The sequence below is a fragment of the Streptomyces avermitilis MA-4680 = NBRC 14893 genome, assembly GCF_000009765.2.
Taxonomy (GTDB): Bacteria; Actinomycetota; Actinomycetes; order Streptomycetales; family Streptomycetaceae; genus Streptomyces; species Streptomyces avermitilis.
The window spans coordinates 2060030-2076603 of record NC_003155.5; the positions used below are offsets into that span (position 1 = coordinate 2060030).

Sequence of the window (16574 nt, forward strand, 5' to 3'; positions counted from 1 at the left end):
GGCCGAGCGGGAGGGAGAGTTCCATCAGGCGCCCTCCCCCGGTCCGGGGCGGAGGCCCTCGAGCAGCCGTGGTACGCCCCACTCACGGGCCACGTCCTCGACGTGGGCGCCCGGTTGTGCGGGCCCGCTCCGGACGGCCGTGCGGGTCGCCGAGAAGCGTGGTGCGGGGGCGGGCTGGGTGATGCCGCCGTGGTCGGTGAAGGTGCCGCGGGCGGCGAGGTGGGGGTGTGCCGGTGCCTCACGGAGCGACAGGACGGGTGCCACACAGGCGTCGGAGCCTTCGAAGACCGCCGTCCACTCGTCCCTCGTACGGGTCTTGAAGCGGGCCGCGACCGTCTCGCGCAGCTCGCTCCAGCGGGACACGTCCTTGCGGCTCGGCGCCTCGTCCCCGATGCCGAGCAGCTCCACGAACTCGGCGTAGAACTGCTGCTCCAGGGCGCCCACCGCCATGTACTGCCCGTCGGCCGTCTCGTACGTGCCGTAGAACGGGCAGCCGCCGTCGAGGAGGTTGGCGCCGCGCTGGTCCTGCCAGCCGCCCGCCGCCAGCATGCCGTGGATCATCGCCGCCAGATGCGCCGCGCCGTCGACGATGGCGGCGTCCACGACCTGGCCGGTACCGGTCGCGCGCGCGTGGTGGAGGGCGGCGAGCACTCCGACGACGAGGTAGAGCGAGCCGCCCGCGTAGTCGCCGACGAGGTTGGCCGGGATCGCGGGCGGCTCGTCGGGGTTGCCGATCATGCCGAGAGTGCCGGTCAGGGCGATGTACGCGATGTCGTGCCCGGCCCGCTGGGCGAGCGGGCCCTCCTGGCCCCAGCCGGTCATCCGTCCGTAGACGAGCTTCGGGTTGCGGGCGTGGCAGGCCTCCGGGCCGACGCCCAGACGTTCCGCGACGCCGGGGCGGTAGCCCTCGATCAGGATGTCGGCGCGTTCGGCCAGGTCGAGGACGCCGGCCGGTCCGTGCTCGGCCTTGAGGTCGACGATCACGGACCGCTTGTTGCGGTTGGTCACGTCGTACTCGGGGGCGATCGCGAGCCCCGCGCCGCCCGGACGGTCCACCCGGACGACATCGGCGCCGAGGTCGGCGAGGAGCATCGCGGCGAACGGGCCGGGCCCGATGCCCGCCAGCTCGACCACGCGCACGCCTGCGAGCGGGCCGTGCCCCGGCGTCCTTGCCACTGCCATCAAGCCCCCAGCACTGTGACACCACTGATGTGACATCAGTGATGTTAAGAACGTGTTCCACCACAGACAAGCCCTGGGCGAGCAAGCGCTTAGTCTAGATTCCGAACGCCAGACTGTCATGGAACACACCGGAGTGGGACATTCCACCGACGTCCACGAGGTACGGCCGGCGCCGGCCCGCCGAGGATGACGCACACCTCGGTGTTCGACCGCTCGCACCTCACGCTAGCCTCGGCCACCGACAACGGCGCGGGCTGAGGGGTGTCATGAGCAGGCTGAAAACGGATCGCGCGTACGACATCGTGCTTTTCGGAGCCACGGGCTTCGTCGGGACGCTCACCGCGGAGTACCTCGCCGCGCACGCGCCCGAGGGGCTTCGCTGGGCGATCGCGGGGCGCAGCGCGCGGCGGCTGGAGCAGGTGCGGGAGCGGCTCGGGGGCGCCTCGGAGATCGGAATACTCCAGGCGGACGTCGCCGACCCCGGGTCCCTGCGGGACATCGCCCGCAACGCGCGCGTGGTGGCCACGACGGTCGGTCCCTACCTGAACTACGGCGAGGAGCTGGTGGCCGCCTGCGCCGACGCCGGCACGGACTACGCGGACCTGACCGGTGAGCCCGAGTTCGTGGACCTCACGTACGTTCGGCACGACGCACGCGCGCGGGAGACGGGGGCACGGCTGGTGCACGCCTGCGGGTTCGACTCGATCCCGCACGACCTGGGGGCGTATTTCACCGTGCGGCAGCTGCCCGAAGGGGTGCCGCTGACGGTCGACGGCTATGTGCGCTCGCAGGCCATGTTCTCGGGCGGAACGTTCGCCTCCGCGCTCAACCAGTTCGCGCGGGGCCCGCAGATGCTCGCCGCGGCCCGGGACCGCAGGCGGCACGAACCCCGAGTGGTGGGCCGCCGGGTGCAGGCGCCGTTGGGTGCGCCGCGGTTCGCCAAGGAGGTCGGGGCGTGGGCGCTGCCGCTGCCCACGATCGACAGCCAGATCGTGCAGCGCTCGGCGCGGGTGCTGGAGCGGTACGGGCCCGACTTCCGTTACCGGCACTACGCGGCGGTCGAGCAGCTGCCGTTCGCCGCGGGCGGGGTCGCCGCCGTCAGCGCGCTCTTCGCGGCCGCCCAGCTGCCGCCCGCGCGGCGCTGGCTGTCCGGCCGGCTGAAGCCGGGGGACGGGCCGAGCGCCGAGAAGCGCGCGAAGAGCTGGTTCTCGGTCCGGTTCGTCGGCGAGGGCGGCGGACAGCGCGTCTACACGGAGGTCGCGGGCGGTGACCCCGGCTACGACGAGACGGCCAAAATGCTCGCGGAGTCGGCCCTGTCCCTCGCGCTCGACGACCTGCCGCACACGTCCGGCCAGGTCACGACGGCGGTGGCGATGGGAGACGCCCTCATCGACCGCCTCCGCGCGGCGGGCATCACGTTCCGGGTGGCGGCCAAACGGTAAGCCCCCGCAGCGGCCACCCCGGAACCGAGTCGACGGGCGCCCCTCAGGCAGTCGCCTCCTTGAGGGCCCGTCGGCACAGGGAGTCGGCCCGTCGGGTCGTCTCCGGGATGCGGTATTTCGGGGTCAGCGCGAGGGTGTGGGCGCAGGCGTGGTCGAGGTCCACCCGGTGTCCCACGGACACGAACACGGGTTTGACGCCGGACTGGGTGCGCAGAGCCCGGCCGACCTCGTCGGCGCCCGCCAGCAGGGGCGCGGCGCTGCCTCGTGGGGCGCCGGGATCCTCGTACGAGAAGGTGAACGGGTTCTTCGCGACGCCGATCGTGGGGAGGCCGGTGAGGACGCCGAGGTGGCTGGCGAGGCCGAAGCGACGGGGGTGGGCCACCCCGTAGCCGTCACAGACGATCAGGCCGGGGGGACAGGGCAGGGCGTCGAGGGCGGCCAGGACCGTGGGGATCTCCCGGAAGGCCAGGAGGCCGGGGACATACGGGAAGGAGACCTCGCCCACGGCCGTGGCCTCGGCGACCACGTCCAGCGTCGCCGCGTCCAGCACGACCGCCGCCGCCACGACCACGTCGCGTTCGTCGTCGTAGGCGACGTCGACGCCCGTCACACGACCGGTTCCGGGCGGTGGGCCCGGCTCGTCGAGGATCACTCGTCCGCGCAACTCGTCCTGCACGGCACGGGCTTCTTCTTCGGTGGCGGGCCAGCCCGCGGGGATGCGTACGGTCGTCATGATGGTGACGAGCGTACGACCCCGCGGGCCGGTGTCACTTGTTGCCCAGTGCCTGCTTCAGCTGCGACTTGTTCATGTCCGAACGGCCGTGGATGTTGCGCCGCTTGGCCTCCTCGTACAGCTGGTCGTACGTGGGCCCCGCCGAGCCCGTGTGCGAGCGCTGACCGCCGCGCTTGCCGGACGACATGTCGTTCGTGGACGTCTTGCTCGCCGTCTTCGACTCACCGGACCGGGCCCGCTCCTTGTTCACGGTGCGCGCGGCGATCTCCTCGGCGCGCCCCTGGCTCTCGCCCCGGTCCTGCGCGCTCTGCTTGATGTGCTCGTACTGACGTTCCCTCTTGGGGCTCGAACCGCGTGGCATGACTCCTCACTTCCTCCGGGATCACTGCGCTCCGGAAAACTGGTGGCGCACGGGTACCCCCTTTTCCCAGGCGAACATCGCCCGTCGGCCGCCGCGCGCCGAAGGAGCGGTCACTACTCCAGACGGGCCACCCGTCCCTTCTCGCCGGAGGCCCAGCACCCCCGGTCCGGGGTGCAGTCCACGGTGTCGTACGAGCCCGTGTCGAGGGTCTTCCACGTGCGGCCGCCGTCCGTGGTCAGGTCCGTTCCGGTGGGGCCGACGGCGAGGGCGGCGGAGCCGGTGTGCGGGAGCCAGGTGACGCCGGAGCGGTAGGCGGGCGGAGGCTGCGCGGCCGTCGTCCAGGTGCGGCCGGCGTCGCCGCTGACCGCCGCCGCCCGCGGGGACGCCTGGTCGGCCCGGTAGTCGCCGCCGACCGCGATGCCGTGCGTGCGGTCGCGGAAGGCGAGCGCGAAGACACCGCGCGCCGGATCGCCCGCCGGGATCGGCGTGTCGGCCGCCGTCCACGTCAGTCCGCGGTCGGCGGAGTGCAGCACGCGCGCGTGGGCGCCGCCGCCGGTGGCCAGCCACGCGTCGCGCGGTCCCGAGGTGACCAGACACTGTCCGCCGGCCGCGAAGCCGGCCTCGCCGTCCTGGGCCGCGGGCATCCCGGCGCCGGGCAGCACCTTCCAGGAGCGGCCCCCGTCGCTGGTCGACAGGATGCGGAACGCGCCGTCGACCGGGTCGCTCATCGCCAGGCCGTGGCGCCGGTCGAAGAAGGCGAGGCAGTCGTAGAAGGCCTTCGCGTCGGTGTTGCGGAAGGACTCGGTCCAGGTCGCGCCGCCGTCGTCCGTGCGCAGCACCCGGGACGCCTCGCCCTCGCCGATGGCCAGCACCACGGCGCGCCGCGCGTCGAACGCCTCGATGTCACGGAACTCCAGATCGGCGGCGCCCGGCGGCGAGACGTTGCGCCAGTGCGCCCCGCCGTCGGTCGTGCGCAGCACGGTGCCCTTGGATCCGGCCACCCAGGCGGCGTGCCGGCTGACGGCCGAAAGACCGCGGAAGCGGACGTCCGTGCCGCTGTCCTTGAGCTGCCAGTGCGGCGTCTGCCTGCCGGCGGCCGACAAGGGTGCCGCCCCGGCGGGAGCCGCCCCGGCGGGAGTCGTCAGCGCTGCGGCCAGGGCCGCCACGCACGCTCCCACGCTCATCAGTCGGCTCGTACGTCTTGTGCGCCTCGTCCGTCTCGTGCGTCGCGTGTTCCCCAAGCCCGTCATGGCGGGCGAAGCTAGCCCACTCCCCCGGTGGCGTCCAGATGCCCTCACCCGGGAACCGCGCGCCTCCACCGGGTGTCCTCTCCGATATCCCGGAGACGACGGATGAGAAATGGATCACCACACCGAATGTTCTCGGTGACAGAGGTCACTCGAAATTCAGGTGCACGGATTGGCTCATTCCAACGTCTCTTCAAGTGCCTGGCCACATCCGTCCGGAGTCCATCCAGCCGTCACAAGGGAGCAAGGCGTTGTCCACCGTCATCGAGCAGCCCGTAGAGGCCCGTCTCGTCGCCGCCGCGCCGCGGATGCCGAGCATTCCCGCCACGCTCCACTACGACCGGAGCGACCCGTTCGCGATCCGCATGACCTTCCCCGCCCCGGCGACGCTGGAGGGCGTGGAGGTCTGCTGGACCTTCGCGCGCGAGCTGCTCGCGTCCGGCATGGAGGAGCCTGTGGGCCACGGTGACGTCCGGGTGCGGCCGTACGGCTACGACCGCACCGTCCTGGAGTTCCACGCCCCGGAAGGCACCGCCGTGGTCCACGTCCGCTCGGGCGAGATCCGGCGCTTCCTGGAGCGCACGACGGAGCTGGTGCCGGTCGGCCTGGAGCATCTGCAGATCGATCTGGACCACGATCTGGCGGAACTGATGCGCGACGCGTGCTGAACGCGTCCGCGCGAGCGAGTGGTTCGCCGCAGCGTCCGGCTCCGCGCTGACGCGGACGACGCCGGGGCGGCCGGTTTTCGGTCACGGTCGGCGCGCCCGGCCGGACCACAACATTCAGCGGGGTTCGTACCCCCGGCGAGCGCCTGCCCAGTCACCGGGTCGACGGCCCCGGTGACCAGCATCTCCGCGCTCAGGCGGTGAGGAAGGCGGACGGCTCTTACCCCTCCCCCTCACCCGAGGTCTTCGCCGCGGGCCGGCGCTCAGCTGCTCGTCGCGGCGCCCGACGTCGACGCCGCCGTGATCGCGACGATCATTGCCGTCCGCACCTCCTGGATGACCTTCCGCAGTGCGGGTGCCGCCGCCCCGCCGCGTTCCGTCAGCTCCTCGACGCGGTCCTTGTACCGCTTGCGGTCCTTGGACGGCACCAGGGTGCGCAGTTCGGCCGCGGCGGCCAGGGCCACCAGGGCCGCGTCCCGGTCGGGGACCGCGGCTACGGGCAGCGGGCCCTCCAGCACCTGCCGGGCCTCGGCGCGCAGCGCCTGCACCGCGGGCACCCGCGCCAGCTCGTACTCCACGGAGGGGAAGAGCCCGAACACGCGTCTCTTCTCGGCGCGCAGATATCCGTCGGCGGCGAGCTGGGCGCGTACGGCGTCCAGCGTGACGCGGGCCCGCAGGGTCACCCAGGCCTTCCACTTGCGCGGCCGGGACTCCTCGACGAGTTCCATCAGCCCGTCGAGAACGGGATCACCGGTACGGCCATCCGGGTCGGCCGGCGTGGCGATGCCGTCCACATCGGTGAGCAGACCGCGCTGCGCCAGCTCCGTGAGGGCACCGGCGCGGACCAGGTGATGGAGGTGAGTCTCGCCGCTGACCTTGAGTTTCGTCGTGTCCCAGGACAGCAGATAGAGCCGGGCCGGCAGTGAGAGCGAGCCGTCGGGCACGGTGCCTCCTCGGTACTGGGCAGGGCCCACGTTAATTGCGTTGACAGCCCGCATACCCGCTCCTAGCGTGTACACCGGTTCTGTTGCCGTCGATTGGAGAAGGACGTTGCTCGTCTGAGGTCCTGAGACACCGCGTCACACCTCACTGACCGTGTGGTGTGCGCTGCGTGCGACCTCGGCATCCGAGCCGTCCTCCGGTACAGGGCTTTTCTCATGCCCTCCGCCGTGCTCCGGCTCATTCCCCGGGACCGTCGCCCCCCGCGGTGTCTCACACGCGTTGCCCATGACCACCTCGAGCAACCGCGAGGCACCGTATGACCGCATCCATCACCTGTACGTCCCTGTCCTTCGCCTGGCCCGACGGCACCGTCGTCTTCGACGACCTGCAAGCCACGTTCGGCCCCGGCAGGACCGGGCTCGTCGGCGTCAACGGATCAGGCAAGTCCACCCTGTTGAAACTGATCGCCGGACAGCTCTCCCCGGCCGACGGCACCGTCCGTGTCGCGGGCGAGGCCGGCTACCTCCCCCAGAACGTCGCCCTCGACACCGCCCTCCGGGTCGACGAGGCGCTCGGCATCGCCGCGACGCGCGCCGCGCTGCACGCCATCGAGGCGGGTGACGTGGCCGAGGAACACTTCACAGCGGTCGGTGACGACTGGGACGTGGAGGAGCGCGCCATCGCGACACTCGGCGAACTCGGGCTCGGCCACATCGAGTTGGACCGCACCATCGGCGAGGTGTCGGGCGGTGAGTCCGTCCTGCTGCGGCTGGCCGCGCTGCTGCTGCGCCGCCCGGACGTGCTCCTGCTCGACGAGCCGACCAACAACCTCGACCTGTACGCGCGCCGCCGGCTGTACGCGGCCGTGGAGGCCTGGTCCGGGGTCATGGTCGTGGTCAGCCACGACCGCGAACTCCTGGAACTGGTCGACCAGATCGCGGATCTGCGCTCCGGGGAGGTCACCTGGTTCGGCGGCAACTTCTCCGCGTACGAGGAGGCGCTCGCCACCGAGCAGGAGGCGGCGGAGCGCATGGTGCGCGTCGCCGAGTCCGACCTGAAGAAGCAGAAGCGTGAACTGATCGACGCGCAGGTCAAGTTGGCCCGCCGCAAGAGGTACGGCCAGAAGATGTACGAGCAGAAGCGCGAGCCGAAGATCGTCATGGGGGCGCGCAAGCGGGCGGCCCAGGAGTCCGCGGGCAAGCACCGGATCCTGCACGAGGAGCGACTCACCGAGGCCCGGGAGCGCCTGGACGAGGCGGCCGAGGCGGTGCGGGACGACGACGAGATCCGCGTCGACCTGCCGTACACGGCCGTACCGCCGGGCCGCTCCGTGCTCACTCTCCAGGACCTGGAGTTGACGTACGGCGCCCGGGTGGACGGCGGCCTCGAACTGCGCGGTCCCGAACGGATCGCGCTGATCGGGCGCAATGGCGCGGGCAAGACGACGTTGCTGCGCACGATCGCGGGCGAGTTGCAGGCGGTGTCGGGTGAGGCGCGGGCCCATGTGCCGCTGCGGTTCCTGCCGCAACGCCTCGACGTTCTGGAGGACGAGCTGACGGTCGCCGAGAACGTGGCCCGGTTCGCGCCGGACGCCACGAACAACCGCGTCCGGGCGCGGCTGGCCCGCTTCCTGTTCCGGGGCGCGCGAGCCGACCAACGGGCCGCGACCCTGTCGGGCGGCGAACGATTCCGGGCCACCCTCGCCGCGCTGATGCTCGCCGAGCCCGCCCCGCAGCTCCTGCTGCTGGACGAGCCGACGAACAACCTCGACATGGCGAGCGTCCGGCAGCTCACCACGGCTCTGGAGTCGTACGAGGGCGCGCTGATCGTGGCCAGCCATGACGTGCCGTTCCTCGAGTCGATCGGGATCACACGCTGGCTGCTGCTGGAGGGGAAGCTGAAGGACACGACGCCGGAGGAGGTGGGGATGGGCTGAGGGGGTGGGCCGAGGGATGGGCCGAGGGGGGCGCGCTTCCGCTCCCGCGCCCTCGGCGCGCCCGCGGCCGTCCCGCTCCCGCGCCGCAGGCCCCCCGTCGCAGGCCCCCGTCACAGGCGCCCCGTCGCCGCCATGCCTGCCACCGCTGATGCCCACCTGCGGTTCCCGTGCGGCGGGGGGTGCAGGAGGCCGTCAGGACCCGTCACGGCCACCGGGACTGTTGTGCGGCGGGGGTCGCCCTGCATGATGGCGGCGTACCCCCTGCCGAGACGGAGACCCGCACGTGCCCAGCAAGAAGGCCCTCATCCGCCGCCCCAGCCCCCGCCTCGCCGAAGGGCTGGTCACGCACATCGAGCGCGCGCAGGTCGATGTCGGCCTCGCGGTCGAGCAGTGGGAGGCGTATGCGGAGGCGCTGCGCACGCACGGCTGGGAGACCGTCGAGGTGGATCCGGCCGACGACTGCCCGGACTCGGTGTTCGTCGAGGACGCGGTGGTCATGTACCGCAATGTCGCCCTGATCACCCGCCCCGGCGCCGACTCCCGGCGCGGCGAGACCGCCGGCGTCGAGGAGGCCGTGGCCCGCCTGGGCTGCTCGGTGAACTGGATCTGGGAACCCGGCACCCTCGACGGCGGCGACGTCCTGAAGATCGGCGACACGATCTACGTAGGCCGGGGCGGGCGCACCAACGCGGCCGGGGTCCAGCAGCTGCGCGCGGTCTTCGAGCCGCTCGGAGCCCAGGTCGTCGCCGTGCCCGTCAGCAAGGTGCTGCACCTGAAGTCCTCGGTCACCGCGCTGCCGGACGGCACGGTCATCGGTCACATCCCGCTCGTGGACAGGCCCGCGCTGTTCACTCGCTTCCTCTCGGTGCCGGAGGAGTCCGGCTCCCATGTGGTCCTGCTCGGCGGATCGAAGCTGCTGATGGCGGACAGCGCCCCGAAGACGGCGGACCTGCTCGCGGACCTCGGCCACGAGCCCGTCCTGGTTAACATCAGCGAGTACGAGAAACTCGAAGGCTGTGTGACATGTCTCTCGGTCCGGCTGAGGGAGCTGTACGCCTGACCCGGTTGATGTAACGCCGTTCCGGCCCCCGGACCTGCGGGTGCACCGGCGTCCGGCATGCGGGCGGTGTCCGTGGGGGAACCCTGCTGATCAGCAGTCTTTACAGCGTGCTTAACCTACGGTCTCGTAACCTACGGATACGTAGCCTACGATGCCGTAGGTTGCCGGGCCCGCCGCTCGTGGCCCCGCTCGCTGTACTTCACGTCCCCCTGGAGCACCTGTGACGATCACCTCTCCCCACCTTGGCAGCACGTCCGACTGGACCGACGCTCGGCTGCTGTACGCGCTGGAGGAAGTGGTCGAGAACGAGTTGAACCGCCACCTGAAGGTCGCCAAGGACTGGATGCCGCACGACTACGTGCCCTGGAGTGACGCCCGCAACTTCCCCGGCCTCTTCGAGGACGGCGAGGCGTGGGACAAGGAGCAGTCCAAGGTCACCGAGATCGGCCGCATCGCACTGGTGGTCAACCTTCTCACCGAGGACAACCTCCCCAGCTACCACCACGAGATCGCCTCCCTCTTCGGCCGCGACGGCGCCTGGGGCACCTGGGTGCACCGCTGGACCGCGGAGGAGGGACGCCACGGCATCGTGATGCGCGACTACCTGCTCGCCTCGCGCGCCGTGGACCCGGACAAGCTGGAAGCCTTCCGCATGTCGCACATGAGCGAGGGCTTCGAGTCGGACAACCGGCACTCGATGCTGCACTCCGTCGCGTACGTCGCCTTCCAGGAGCTGGCGACCCGCGTGTCCCACCGCAACACCGGTCACCAGTCGGGCGACCCGGTCTGCGACCGCATGCTGGCGCGCATCGCGACCGACGAGAACCTGCACATGGTCTTCTACCGCAACCTGCTGAAGGCGGCGTTCGAGCTCGCGCCCGACCTGACCATGCAGGCCGTGCGGGACGTCGTCGTCAACTTCCGCATGCCCGGCCACGGCATCCCCGGCTTCGAGCGCGCGGCCGCGCAGATGGCGATCGGCGAGGTCTACAACATGCGCATCCACCACGACGACGTGCTCCAGCCGGTGCTGCGCCACCTGAAGGTCCTGGAGATCGACGGCCTCAGCCCCGAGGGCCTGCACGCCCAGGAAGAGCTCGGCCTCTTCATGGGCGGGCTGGACACGGAGGCCCGGAAGTTCGACGAGAAGCTGGCGGCCCGCAAGGCGCGGATGGCGGCGCGAGCCGGCGCGTAGCCGCCTTCGGCGCCGGTTCAGGCGTCTTCAGCAGCGGGCCCGTGCCTCTGAGGCACGGGCCCGCTGCTCATTCGTACGCCGTCAGCTGCTTGCGGGCCAGCGTGCGCAGGACACCGGGACCCAGCCCGCGGTGTCGGCGGACGGCGTGCCAGGCGGGAGTGAGCAGGAGACGCAGGAGCCGCCCGGGGGCGGCCACCGCGAAGTCGCCCAGGTGCTTGCGGAGTCGGGGTGGCATCGTTTCGGGGCCGAGGCGTTCGAGCAGGGCGCGTGCGCGCAACGGTTCGGCCGTGACGGTGGCGGCCACGGCGGGCGCGTACCGGCTCCACCAGGGGGCGCGCAGCGCCTCGGGGAGCGTGGCCAGCGCTTGTTCGGCCGCGTCGAGCACCGTGCGCGGGTGCCTGTTGGCGAGGGTCTTCCAGCCGGTGACGGCGTGGAAGAGGCCGGGCAGGAGCCGGGCAACGGTCTCCGGCGCGCAGCCCGGCAGCAGCCGCGCCGCCTCGGCGTCGCCCCAGTCGCGCCGCAGCCCGTCCGCCAGCCGGTCGGCAAGTGCCGTGCGGCGGCCCACGACTATCCCCCGCAGCAGATCACGGCATACGGCCTCGCAGGCGTCGCCGAGCGCCGACTCGTAGACGGTGTCGGGGACTTGGAGGCTGTCGGCGACGCGCAGGGCGTGGCCGCGCACGAAGGGCTCGGCGTCCGCGATGCGCTCCGCGATCCACTGGGTGCCCCGGGCGACGGACGCCGCGACCACCGCGATGCCCCGCTCATACGCACCGCGCGCCTCGAGCACGGGGCGCGGTGGGCTCATGACCCGCACATGGAGGGCGAGTTCACGCATGCGCCGCGGGTACGGCAGCGGAGCGAGAGCGCTGAGGAGACTGTCGGCCGTGTGGACCGGAGTGCCGGCCAGGCGGGGATTGTGCCTGCCGGGGGCCGTGCGGCGTACCGATTTCCCGGTGCGGGCGTTCAGCGCGGGTCGCGCCTGAGGCTCAGCCGTTCCTTCTCGGAGAGCCCGCCCCAGACCCCGAACCGCTCGTCGTTGGTGAGCGCGTATTCGAGGCAGGCGGAGCGGATCTCGCACAGGCCGCAGATGCGCTTCGCCTCCCGTACGGAGCTCCCGGGTTCGGGAAAGAAGAAATCAGCCCCCGTCTGCGCGCACAGCGCCTCCTCCTGCCAGGCGATGTCGGGCGACGTGATCGTTTCGGTGTGCATGGGCGAGATCGTGCCGGGCGGCGAAAAACGTTCGATCAACGCGGGATCAACGTCGTGTTCCGGAGGCGGTGTCCGACCCCGTACGTGGCTGTCGCAGGCGTTGATGATGGTCCCGCCCGTCCCGGAAAACACGGCGGCGCGCGGAGTCGGCAGAAACACGGGAATTCCCGCTGCTCACCGAGCGTCATCACCCTCGTCCCGCAACCCCGCGGCGCGCTGCGGCGGCGATTGTCAGTGGGCGGTGCAAGACTCGGCAGTGCAGGCAACGGGACCCCTCAAAGGAGGGCAATCATGCTCACCACCCGTTATGTCACCGGTGCTCCGAACTGGCTCGATGTCGGCACCCCCGACATCGACGGCGCCACGTCCTTCTACGGCGGCCTCTTCGGCTGGCAGTTCCAGTCGGCAGGGCCCGACGCCGGTGGATACGGCTTCTTCCAGCTCTCCGGCAAGACCGCCGCGGGCGGTATGCAGACGACTCCGGAACAGGGCCCGCCGTCCTGGACCGTGTACTTCCAGAGCCCCGACGCCGAGGCCACCGCGAAGGCGGCCGAGCAGGCCGGCGGACATGTGTTCCTGCCGCCCATGGACGTGATGGGCCAGGGCCACATGGCGATCCTCGCCGACCAGGCGGGCGTGCCCTTCGGCGTCTGGCAGCCGGGCCGGAACAAGGGGCTGGACGTGGCCGGCGCCCCCGGATCGCTGTGCTGGATCGAGCTCTACACACCGGACATCGCGCGGGCCGCCGCGTTCTACGACAAGGTGTTCGGCTGGGAGACCTCGGCGGTGCCGTTCCCCGGCGGCACATACACCTGCATCAACCCGGCGGGTACGGAGCCGGAGGCCATGTTCGGCGGTGCGGTCCCGCTCCAGGACGACCCGACGGAGGCCGAGTCGGGTGCGTACTGGCTGCCGTACTTCGAGGTCGAGGACACGGACGCGACGGTCGCCGAGGCGCAGGAGCTGGGCGGCAAGGTCCGGATGCCCGCGACGGACCTGGAAGGCGTGGGCCGGTTGGCCAAGCTCGCCGATCCGTACGGCGCGAGGTTCGCGGTGATCAAGAGCACGCCGCCGCAGGGCTGAACCGAAGGCAGACCGTCGCGTGCGGGCGTGGCCGTCCGGGCCACGCCCGGGAGCAGAGGTCCGCGTCCGCGCGCCGGCGATCCTTAGGCGGAGGCGCGCCTGACCAGTGTCGTCGGCAGGACCACGCCGGCCGGGGTGCCGGCCGGGCCCGCCGCCTCGCCACGGCGGTCCAGGCCGCTCAGCAGCAGGCGGGCCATCAGCCGGCCCATCTCCTCTATGTCCTGACGGACCGTGGTGAGCGGCGGATCGGTCTGTTCGGCGACCGGCAGCATGTCGTCGAAGCCGATGAGCGCGACGTCCTCGGGCACCCGCCGCCCCTGCTCGCGCAGCACCCGCAGGGCGCCGGAGGCGGACAGATCGTTGGCCGCGAACACGGCGTCCACGTCCGGGCAGCGCTCCAGCAGCTCGCGCATCGCCCGCTCGCCCCCAGCAGGTGTGAAGTCGCCCTGCACGACCAGCCGGGGGTCGGCGTCGACCATGACGTCCCGGAATCCGTCGAGCCGGTCCACCGCCGAGGTCTGGTCGAGCGGCCCGGTCAGATGGGCGACACGGGTACGGCCGAGCCCGACGAGATGGCGTACGGCCGCCCGGGCGCCGCCGCGGTTGTCGCAGTCGACGTACACCGCGGGCGCGGCGTCGCGCGTGCCGTCGCCCCAGCCGGGCCGCCCGCCGAACACGGTGGGCACCCCGGCACCGCGGATCAGGCCCGGCAGCGGGTCGTCGAGGTGCAGCGAGAAGACGAGCGCACCGTCGACATGGCCGCCGGCGAGATAGCGGCCCACGCGTGCGTGGTCGTCCCGCCCTTCCGTGAGCAGCAGCACGAGCTGACAGTCATGGGCGGTCAACTCCTTGCTGATGCCGCGTAGTTGGAGGGCGAAGAAGGGGTCCGCGAAGACCCTCGTCTCCGGTTCGGCGATCACGACGGCGACCGCGTCGTGCCGCTTGGTCACCAGGCTGCGGGCGGCCTGGTTCGGCACATAGCCGAGTTCTTCGACGGCCCGCCGCACCCGCGCGACGAGGGGCTCCCGCACACCGTCGCCGCCGTTGACGACACGGGAGACGGTGGCCCGCGAGACCCCGGCCCGGGCGGCCACGGCCTCCAGCGTGGGACGCGACGCGGTCTCGGTCACTTCGGGACTCCTCCTGAGCGGCTGCGGATCAGGATAGCCCCGGCCGGTAACGGCGTTGAGAGCGCTCCCGAGCCCGCGCCCAGGACTCCTCCCCGCCGCGCGCGGACGACCCGGGCACGGACGGGCGGCGGTTCTCAAGGACTGCCGCCGGATCGTCGCGACCCTCACGGGCCGTGACGGCCGGCGGCCGGCCGTCAGCCGTCCCCGTGCTTCGCCCGGCTCGGCTGGACGCGTTTCGGCTCGCCCGGCATCTTCGGATATTCGGGCGGGTACGGGAGGTCGCCCAGGCCGTGGTCGTGCTCGTCGCGGTCGGCGAGTTCCAGCAGGGCCTCCAGGGAGAAGGCGTGGTCGTCCATGTCCGCGTGGACGTCGCCCAGTTCGGCGTACCGCCGGGGCATGGTCGCGATGTCGAAGTCGCGGGGCCGCGCGTCCCCGACCTCGTCCCAGCGCAGGGGCGCGGAGACGGGAGCGTGCGGGCGGGGGCGTACGGAGTAGGCGGAGGCGATGGTGCGGTCGCGGGCGGTCTGGTTGTAGTCGACGAATATCTTCTCGCCGCGTTCCTCCTTCCACCAGGCGGTGGTGACCTGGTCGGGCATGCGCCGTTCCAGTTCGCGTCCGGCGGCGATCGCGGCACGGCGCACCTGGGTGAAGGTCCAGCGTCGCTCGATCGGGACGAAGACATGCAGCCCGCGGCCCCCGGATGTCTTGGGCCAGCCGCGCAGATCGCCGTACTCGTGCAGGACGGCGCGCAGTTCGTGGGCGGCGCGTACGGCGTCGGCGTAGTCCGTGCCGGGCTGCGGGTCGAGGTCGAGGCGGAGTTCGTCGGGGTGGTCGACGTCGTCGCGACGCACCGGCCACGGGTGGAAGGTGAGCGTGCCGAACTGCGCGGCCCACACCACGGCGGCCACCTCGGTGGGGCACATCTCGTCGGCGCTGCGGCCGCTGGGGAAGGTGATGTGGGCGGTGGGGATCCAGTCGGGCATGTTCTTGGGCGCCCGTTTCTGGAAGAAGGACTCGCCGCTCATACCGTCCGGGTAGCGCTCCAGGGTCGTGGGGCGGTTGCGCAGGGCGCGCAGGATCCCGTCGCCGACGGCGAGGTAGTACTGGGCTACGTCGAGCTTCGTGAAGCCGCGCTCCGGAAAGAAGATCTTGTCCGGGCTGGACAGCCGTACCGTCCTGCCCGCCGCCTCCAGCTCCACCGCATCGCCCATGCGAGCCACGGTAGGCGCAGCACGCAGACCGCGCATACCGGGCGAACATCGGCGTGTGCCCGCAGAATCGGAGCATGGATCTGCCGGTGATGCCGCCCGTGAAGCCGATGCTCGCCAAGTCCGTGGCGAAGATCCCGCCGGACATGCAGTACGAGGCGAAGTGGGACGGGTTCCGGGCGATCGTGTTCCGCGACGGCACCGAGGTGGAGCTCGGCAGTCGGACCGGAAAGCCACTGACCAGGTACTTTCCCGAGCTGGTCGAGGCGTTGCGGGACCGGTTGCCCGAGCGCTGTGTGATCGACGGTGAGATCGTGATCGCCCGGGACGGGCGGCTCGACTTCGACGCGCTCACCGAGCGCATTCATCCGGCCGAGTCGCGGGTGCGGATGCTGGCCGAGAAGACGCCGGCCTCGTTCGTGGCGTTCGATCTGCTGGCGCTGGCCGACGACTCACTGCTCGACACTCCGCTGACCGAACGGCGCGCCCTGCTGGAGTCGGCGCTGTCGGGGGTGACGGCCCCCGTCCATGTCGCCCCGGCGACCACGGACCGCGAGGTGGCCGAGCAGTGGTTCGAGCAGTACGAGGGCGCGGGCCTGGACGGCGTGATCGCCAAGCCGCTCACATTGCGCTATCGGCAGGACGAGCGCGCCATGTTCAAGGTCAAGCACGAGCGTACGGCGGACGTGGTGGTCGCGGGCTACCGCCTGCACAAGAGCGGCCCGGTCGTCGGCTCGCTGCTGCTCGGGCTGTACGACGACCGGGGCGCCCTGCAACACGTCGGGGTGTCCGCCGCGTTCCCCATGAAGCGTCGCGCCGAGCTGGTGGAGGAGCTGGAGCCGCTGCGCATGGAAGACGCCGCGGGGCACCCTTGGGCGGCCTGGTCGAACGAGGCGGCGCACGAGACGGCGCGGCTGCCCGGCGCACCCAGTCGCTGGTCGGGGAAGAAGGACCTCTCCTGGGTGCCGCTGCGGCCCGAGCGGGTGGCGGAGGTGGCGTACGACCACATGGAGAACGGCGCACGCTTCCGGCACACGGCCCGCTTCCGCCGCTGGCGCCCCGACCGCACCCCCGAGAGCTGCACCTACGCGCAACTGGAGGAGCCGGTGAGCTACGACCTGACGGAGATCCTCGGCTCGCGGGGCTGACCGCGAACCGAAGGGAGTGCGGCCGGGGGC

16 protein-coding genes are annotated in these 16574 nt (G+C 71.8%); 7 read left to right on the plus strand and 9 right to left on the minus strand.

What is annotated here, in order from left to right; translation table 11 throughout:
• Positions 1-24 precede the first annotated feature (24 nt).
• The gene (locus SAVERM_RS08900) at positions 25-1182 is read right to left on the minus strand and encodes a CaiB/BaiF CoA transferase family protein (protein WP_078234627.1); all 1158 of its coding nucleotides are present in this window, start codon (positions 1180-1182) and stop codon (positions 25-27) included.
• Positions 1183-1448: 266 nt separating this feature from the next.
• Here SAVERM_RS08900 and SAVERM_RS08905 point away from each other — a divergent pair, with 266 nt between their 5' ends.
• On the plus strand, positions 1449-2624 hold the full coding sequence (locus tag SAVERM_RS08905; RefSeq protein ID WP_010983122.1) for a saccharopine dehydrogenase family protein: 1176 nt from the start codon (positions 1449-1451) through the stop codon (positions 2622-2624).
• Between the two features lie 43 nt (positions 2625-2667).
• On the opposite strand, the gene SAVERM_RS08910 is transcribed toward SAVERM_RS08905, so the two are convergent.
• From SAVERM_RS08910 to SAVERM_RS08920, 3 genes are all read right to left on the minus strand, one after another.
• Positions 2668-3357, minus strand: coding sequence for an endonuclease V (locus SAVERM_RS08910; RefSeq protein WP_010983123.1), 690 nt, complete (start codon positions 3355-3357; stop codon positions 2668-2670).
• A 34-nt stretch (positions 3358-3391) separates the two neighbouring features.
• Positions 3392-3718, minus strand: a complete 327-nt coding sequence (locus SAVERM_RS08915; RefSeq protein ID WP_010983124.1) for a hypothetical protein — start codon at positions 3716-3718, stop codon at positions 3392-3394.
• Between the two features lie 113 nt (positions 3719-3831).
• Complete coding sequence (locus SAVERM_RS08920; RefSeq protein ID WP_037645873.1) at positions 3832-4902, minus strand: WD40/YVTN/BNR-like repeat-containing protein; 1071 nt, start codon at positions 4900-4902, stop codon at positions 3832-3834.
• Positions 4903-5216: 314 nt separating this feature from the next.
• Here SAVERM_RS08920 and ssgD point away from each other — a divergent pair, with 314 nt between their 5' ends.
• On the plus strand, positions 5217-5633 hold the full coding sequence (gene ssgD / locus SAVERM_RS08925) for a spore wall synthesis regulator SsgD (protein WP_010983126.1): 417 nt from the start codon (positions 5217-5219) through the stop codon (positions 5631-5633).
• A gap of 260 nt (positions 5634-5893) precedes the next feature.
• Here the strand turns inward: ssgD and SAVERM_RS08930 are convergent, their stop codons facing one another.
• Entirely contained in the window at positions 5894-6574 is a 681-nt protein-coding gene (locus tag SAVERM_RS08930; protein ID WP_037645871.1) for a GOLPH3/VPS74 family protein, read from the minus strand.
• A 314-nt stretch (positions 6575-6888) separates the two neighbouring features.
• On the opposite strand from SAVERM_RS08930, the gene SAVERM_RS08935 reads away from it, so the two are divergent.
• From SAVERM_RS08935 to SAVERM_RS08945, 3 genes are all read left to right on the plus strand, one after another.
• On the plus strand, positions 6889-8508 hold the full coding sequence (locus SAVERM_RS08935; protein ID WP_010983128.1) for an ABC-F family ATP-binding cassette domain-containing protein: 1620 nt from the start codon (positions 6889-6891) through the stop codon (positions 8506-8508).
• Between the two features lie 283 nt (positions 8509-8791).
• Complete coding sequence (ddaH, locus tag SAVERM_RS08940) at positions 8792-9568, plus strand: dimethylargininase (protein WP_010983129.1); 777 nt, start codon at positions 8792-8794, stop codon at positions 9566-9568.
• Positions 9569-9788: 220 nt separating this feature from the next.
• Positions 9789-10763 carry an acyl-ACP desaturase gene (locus SAVERM_RS08945; RefSeq protein WP_010983130.1) on the plus strand — a complete coding sequence of 325 codons (975 nt, stop codon included), beginning with the start codon at positions 9789-9791 and terminating at the stop codon, positions 10761-10763.
• A 67-nt stretch (positions 10764-10830) separates the two neighbouring features.
• On the opposite strand, the gene SAVERM_RS08950 is transcribed toward SAVERM_RS08945, so the two are convergent.
• Positions 10831-11601, minus strand: coding sequence for a hypothetical protein (locus tag SAVERM_RS08950; RefSeq protein ID WP_010983131.1), 771 nt, complete (start codon positions 11599-11601; stop codon positions 10831-10833).
• A 128-nt stretch (positions 11602-11729) separates the two neighbouring features.
• Positions 11730-11975, minus strand: a complete 246-nt coding sequence (locus SAVERM_RS08955; protein ID WP_010983132.1) for a WhiB family transcriptional regulator — start codon at positions 11973-11975, stop codon at positions 11730-11732.
• 291 nt (positions 11976-12266) lie between these two features.
• Here SAVERM_RS08955 and SAVERM_RS08960 point away from each other — a divergent pair, with 291 nt between their 5' ends.
• The gene (locus SAVERM_RS08960) at positions 12267-13058 is read left to right on the plus strand and encodes a VOC family protein (protein WP_010983133.1); all 792 of its coding nucleotides are present in this window, start codon (positions 12267-12269) and stop codon (positions 13056-13058) included.
• Positions 13059-13141: 83 nt separating this feature from the next.
• Here SAVERM_RS08960 and SAVERM_RS08965 read toward each other — a convergent pair whose 3' ends face one another.
• Positions 13142-14188, minus strand: coding sequence for a LacI family DNA-binding transcriptional regulator (locus SAVERM_RS08965; protein ID WP_010983134.1), 1047 nt, complete (start codon positions 14186-14188; stop codon positions 13142-13144).
• Between the two features lie 194 nt (positions 14189-14382).
• The gene (ligD, locus tag SAVERM_RS08970; protein WP_010983135.1) at positions 14383-15399 is read right to left on the minus strand and encodes a non-homologous end-joining DNA ligase; all 1017 of its coding nucleotides are present in this window, start codon (positions 15397-15399) and stop codon (positions 14383-14385) included.
• 74 nt (positions 15400-15473) lie between these two features.
• Here ligD and SAVERM_RS08975 point away from each other — a divergent pair, with 74 nt between their 5' ends.
• Positions 15474-16544: an ATP-dependent DNA ligase gene (locus SAVERM_RS08975; RefSeq protein ID WP_010983136.1), complete on the plus strand. Its 1071-nt coding sequence runs from the start codon at positions 15474-15476 to the stop codon at positions 16542-16544.
• The last annotated feature ends 30 nt before the right edge of the window (positions 16545-16574 follow it).

What these genes read in the sequence shown, in the direction of transcription:
- SAVERM_RS08910 (WP_010983123.1), bottom strand. Translation starts at nt 3,357, where the DNA reads ATGACGACCGTACGCATCCCCGCGGGCTGGCCCGCCACCGAAGAAGAA.
- SAVERM_RS08955 (WP_010983132.1), bottom strand. Translation starts at nt 11,975, where the DNA reads ATGCACACCGAAACGATCACGTCGCCCGACATCGCCTGGCAGGAGGAG.
- SAVERM_RS08935 (WP_010983128.1), top strand. Translation starts at nt 6,889, where the DNA reads ATGACCGCATCCATCACCTGTACGTCCCTGTCCTTCGCCTGGCCCGAC.
- SAVERM_RS08960 (WP_010983133.1), top strand. Translation starts at nt 12,267, where the DNA reads ATGCTCACCACCCGTTATGTCACCGGTGCTCCGAACTGGCTCGATGTC.
- SAVERM_RS08950 (WP_010983131.1), bottom strand. Translation starts at nt 11,601, where the DNA reads ATGCGTGAACTCGCCCTCCATGTGCGGGTCATGAGCCCACCGCGCCCC.
- ligD (WP_010983135.1), bottom strand. Translation starts at nt 15,399, where the DNA reads ATGGGCGATGCGGTGGAGCTGGAGGCGGCGGGCAGGACGGTACGGCTG.
- SAVERM_RS08920 (WP_037645873.1), bottom strand. Translation starts at nt 4,902, where the DNA reads ATGAGCGTGGGAGCGTGCGTGGCGGCCCTGGCCGCAGCGCTGACGACT.
- SAVERM_RS08900 (WP_078234627.1), bottom strand. Translation starts at nt 1,182, where the DNA reads ATGGCAGTGGCAAGGACGCCGGGGCACGGCCCGCTCGCAGGCGTGCGC.
- SAVERM_RS08905 (WP_010983122.1), top strand. Translation starts at nt 1,449, where the DNA reads ATGAGCAGGCTGAAAACGGATCGCGCGTACGACATCGTGCTTTTCGGA.
- SAVERM_RS08915 (WP_010983124.1), bottom strand. Translation starts at nt 3,718, where the DNA reads ATGCCACGCGGTTCGAGCCCCAAGAGGGAACGTCAGTACGAGCACATC.
- SAVERM_RS08975 (WP_010983136.1), top strand. Translation starts at nt 15,474, where the DNA reads ATGGATCTGCCGGTGATGCCGCCCGTGAAGCCGATGCTCGCCAAGTCC.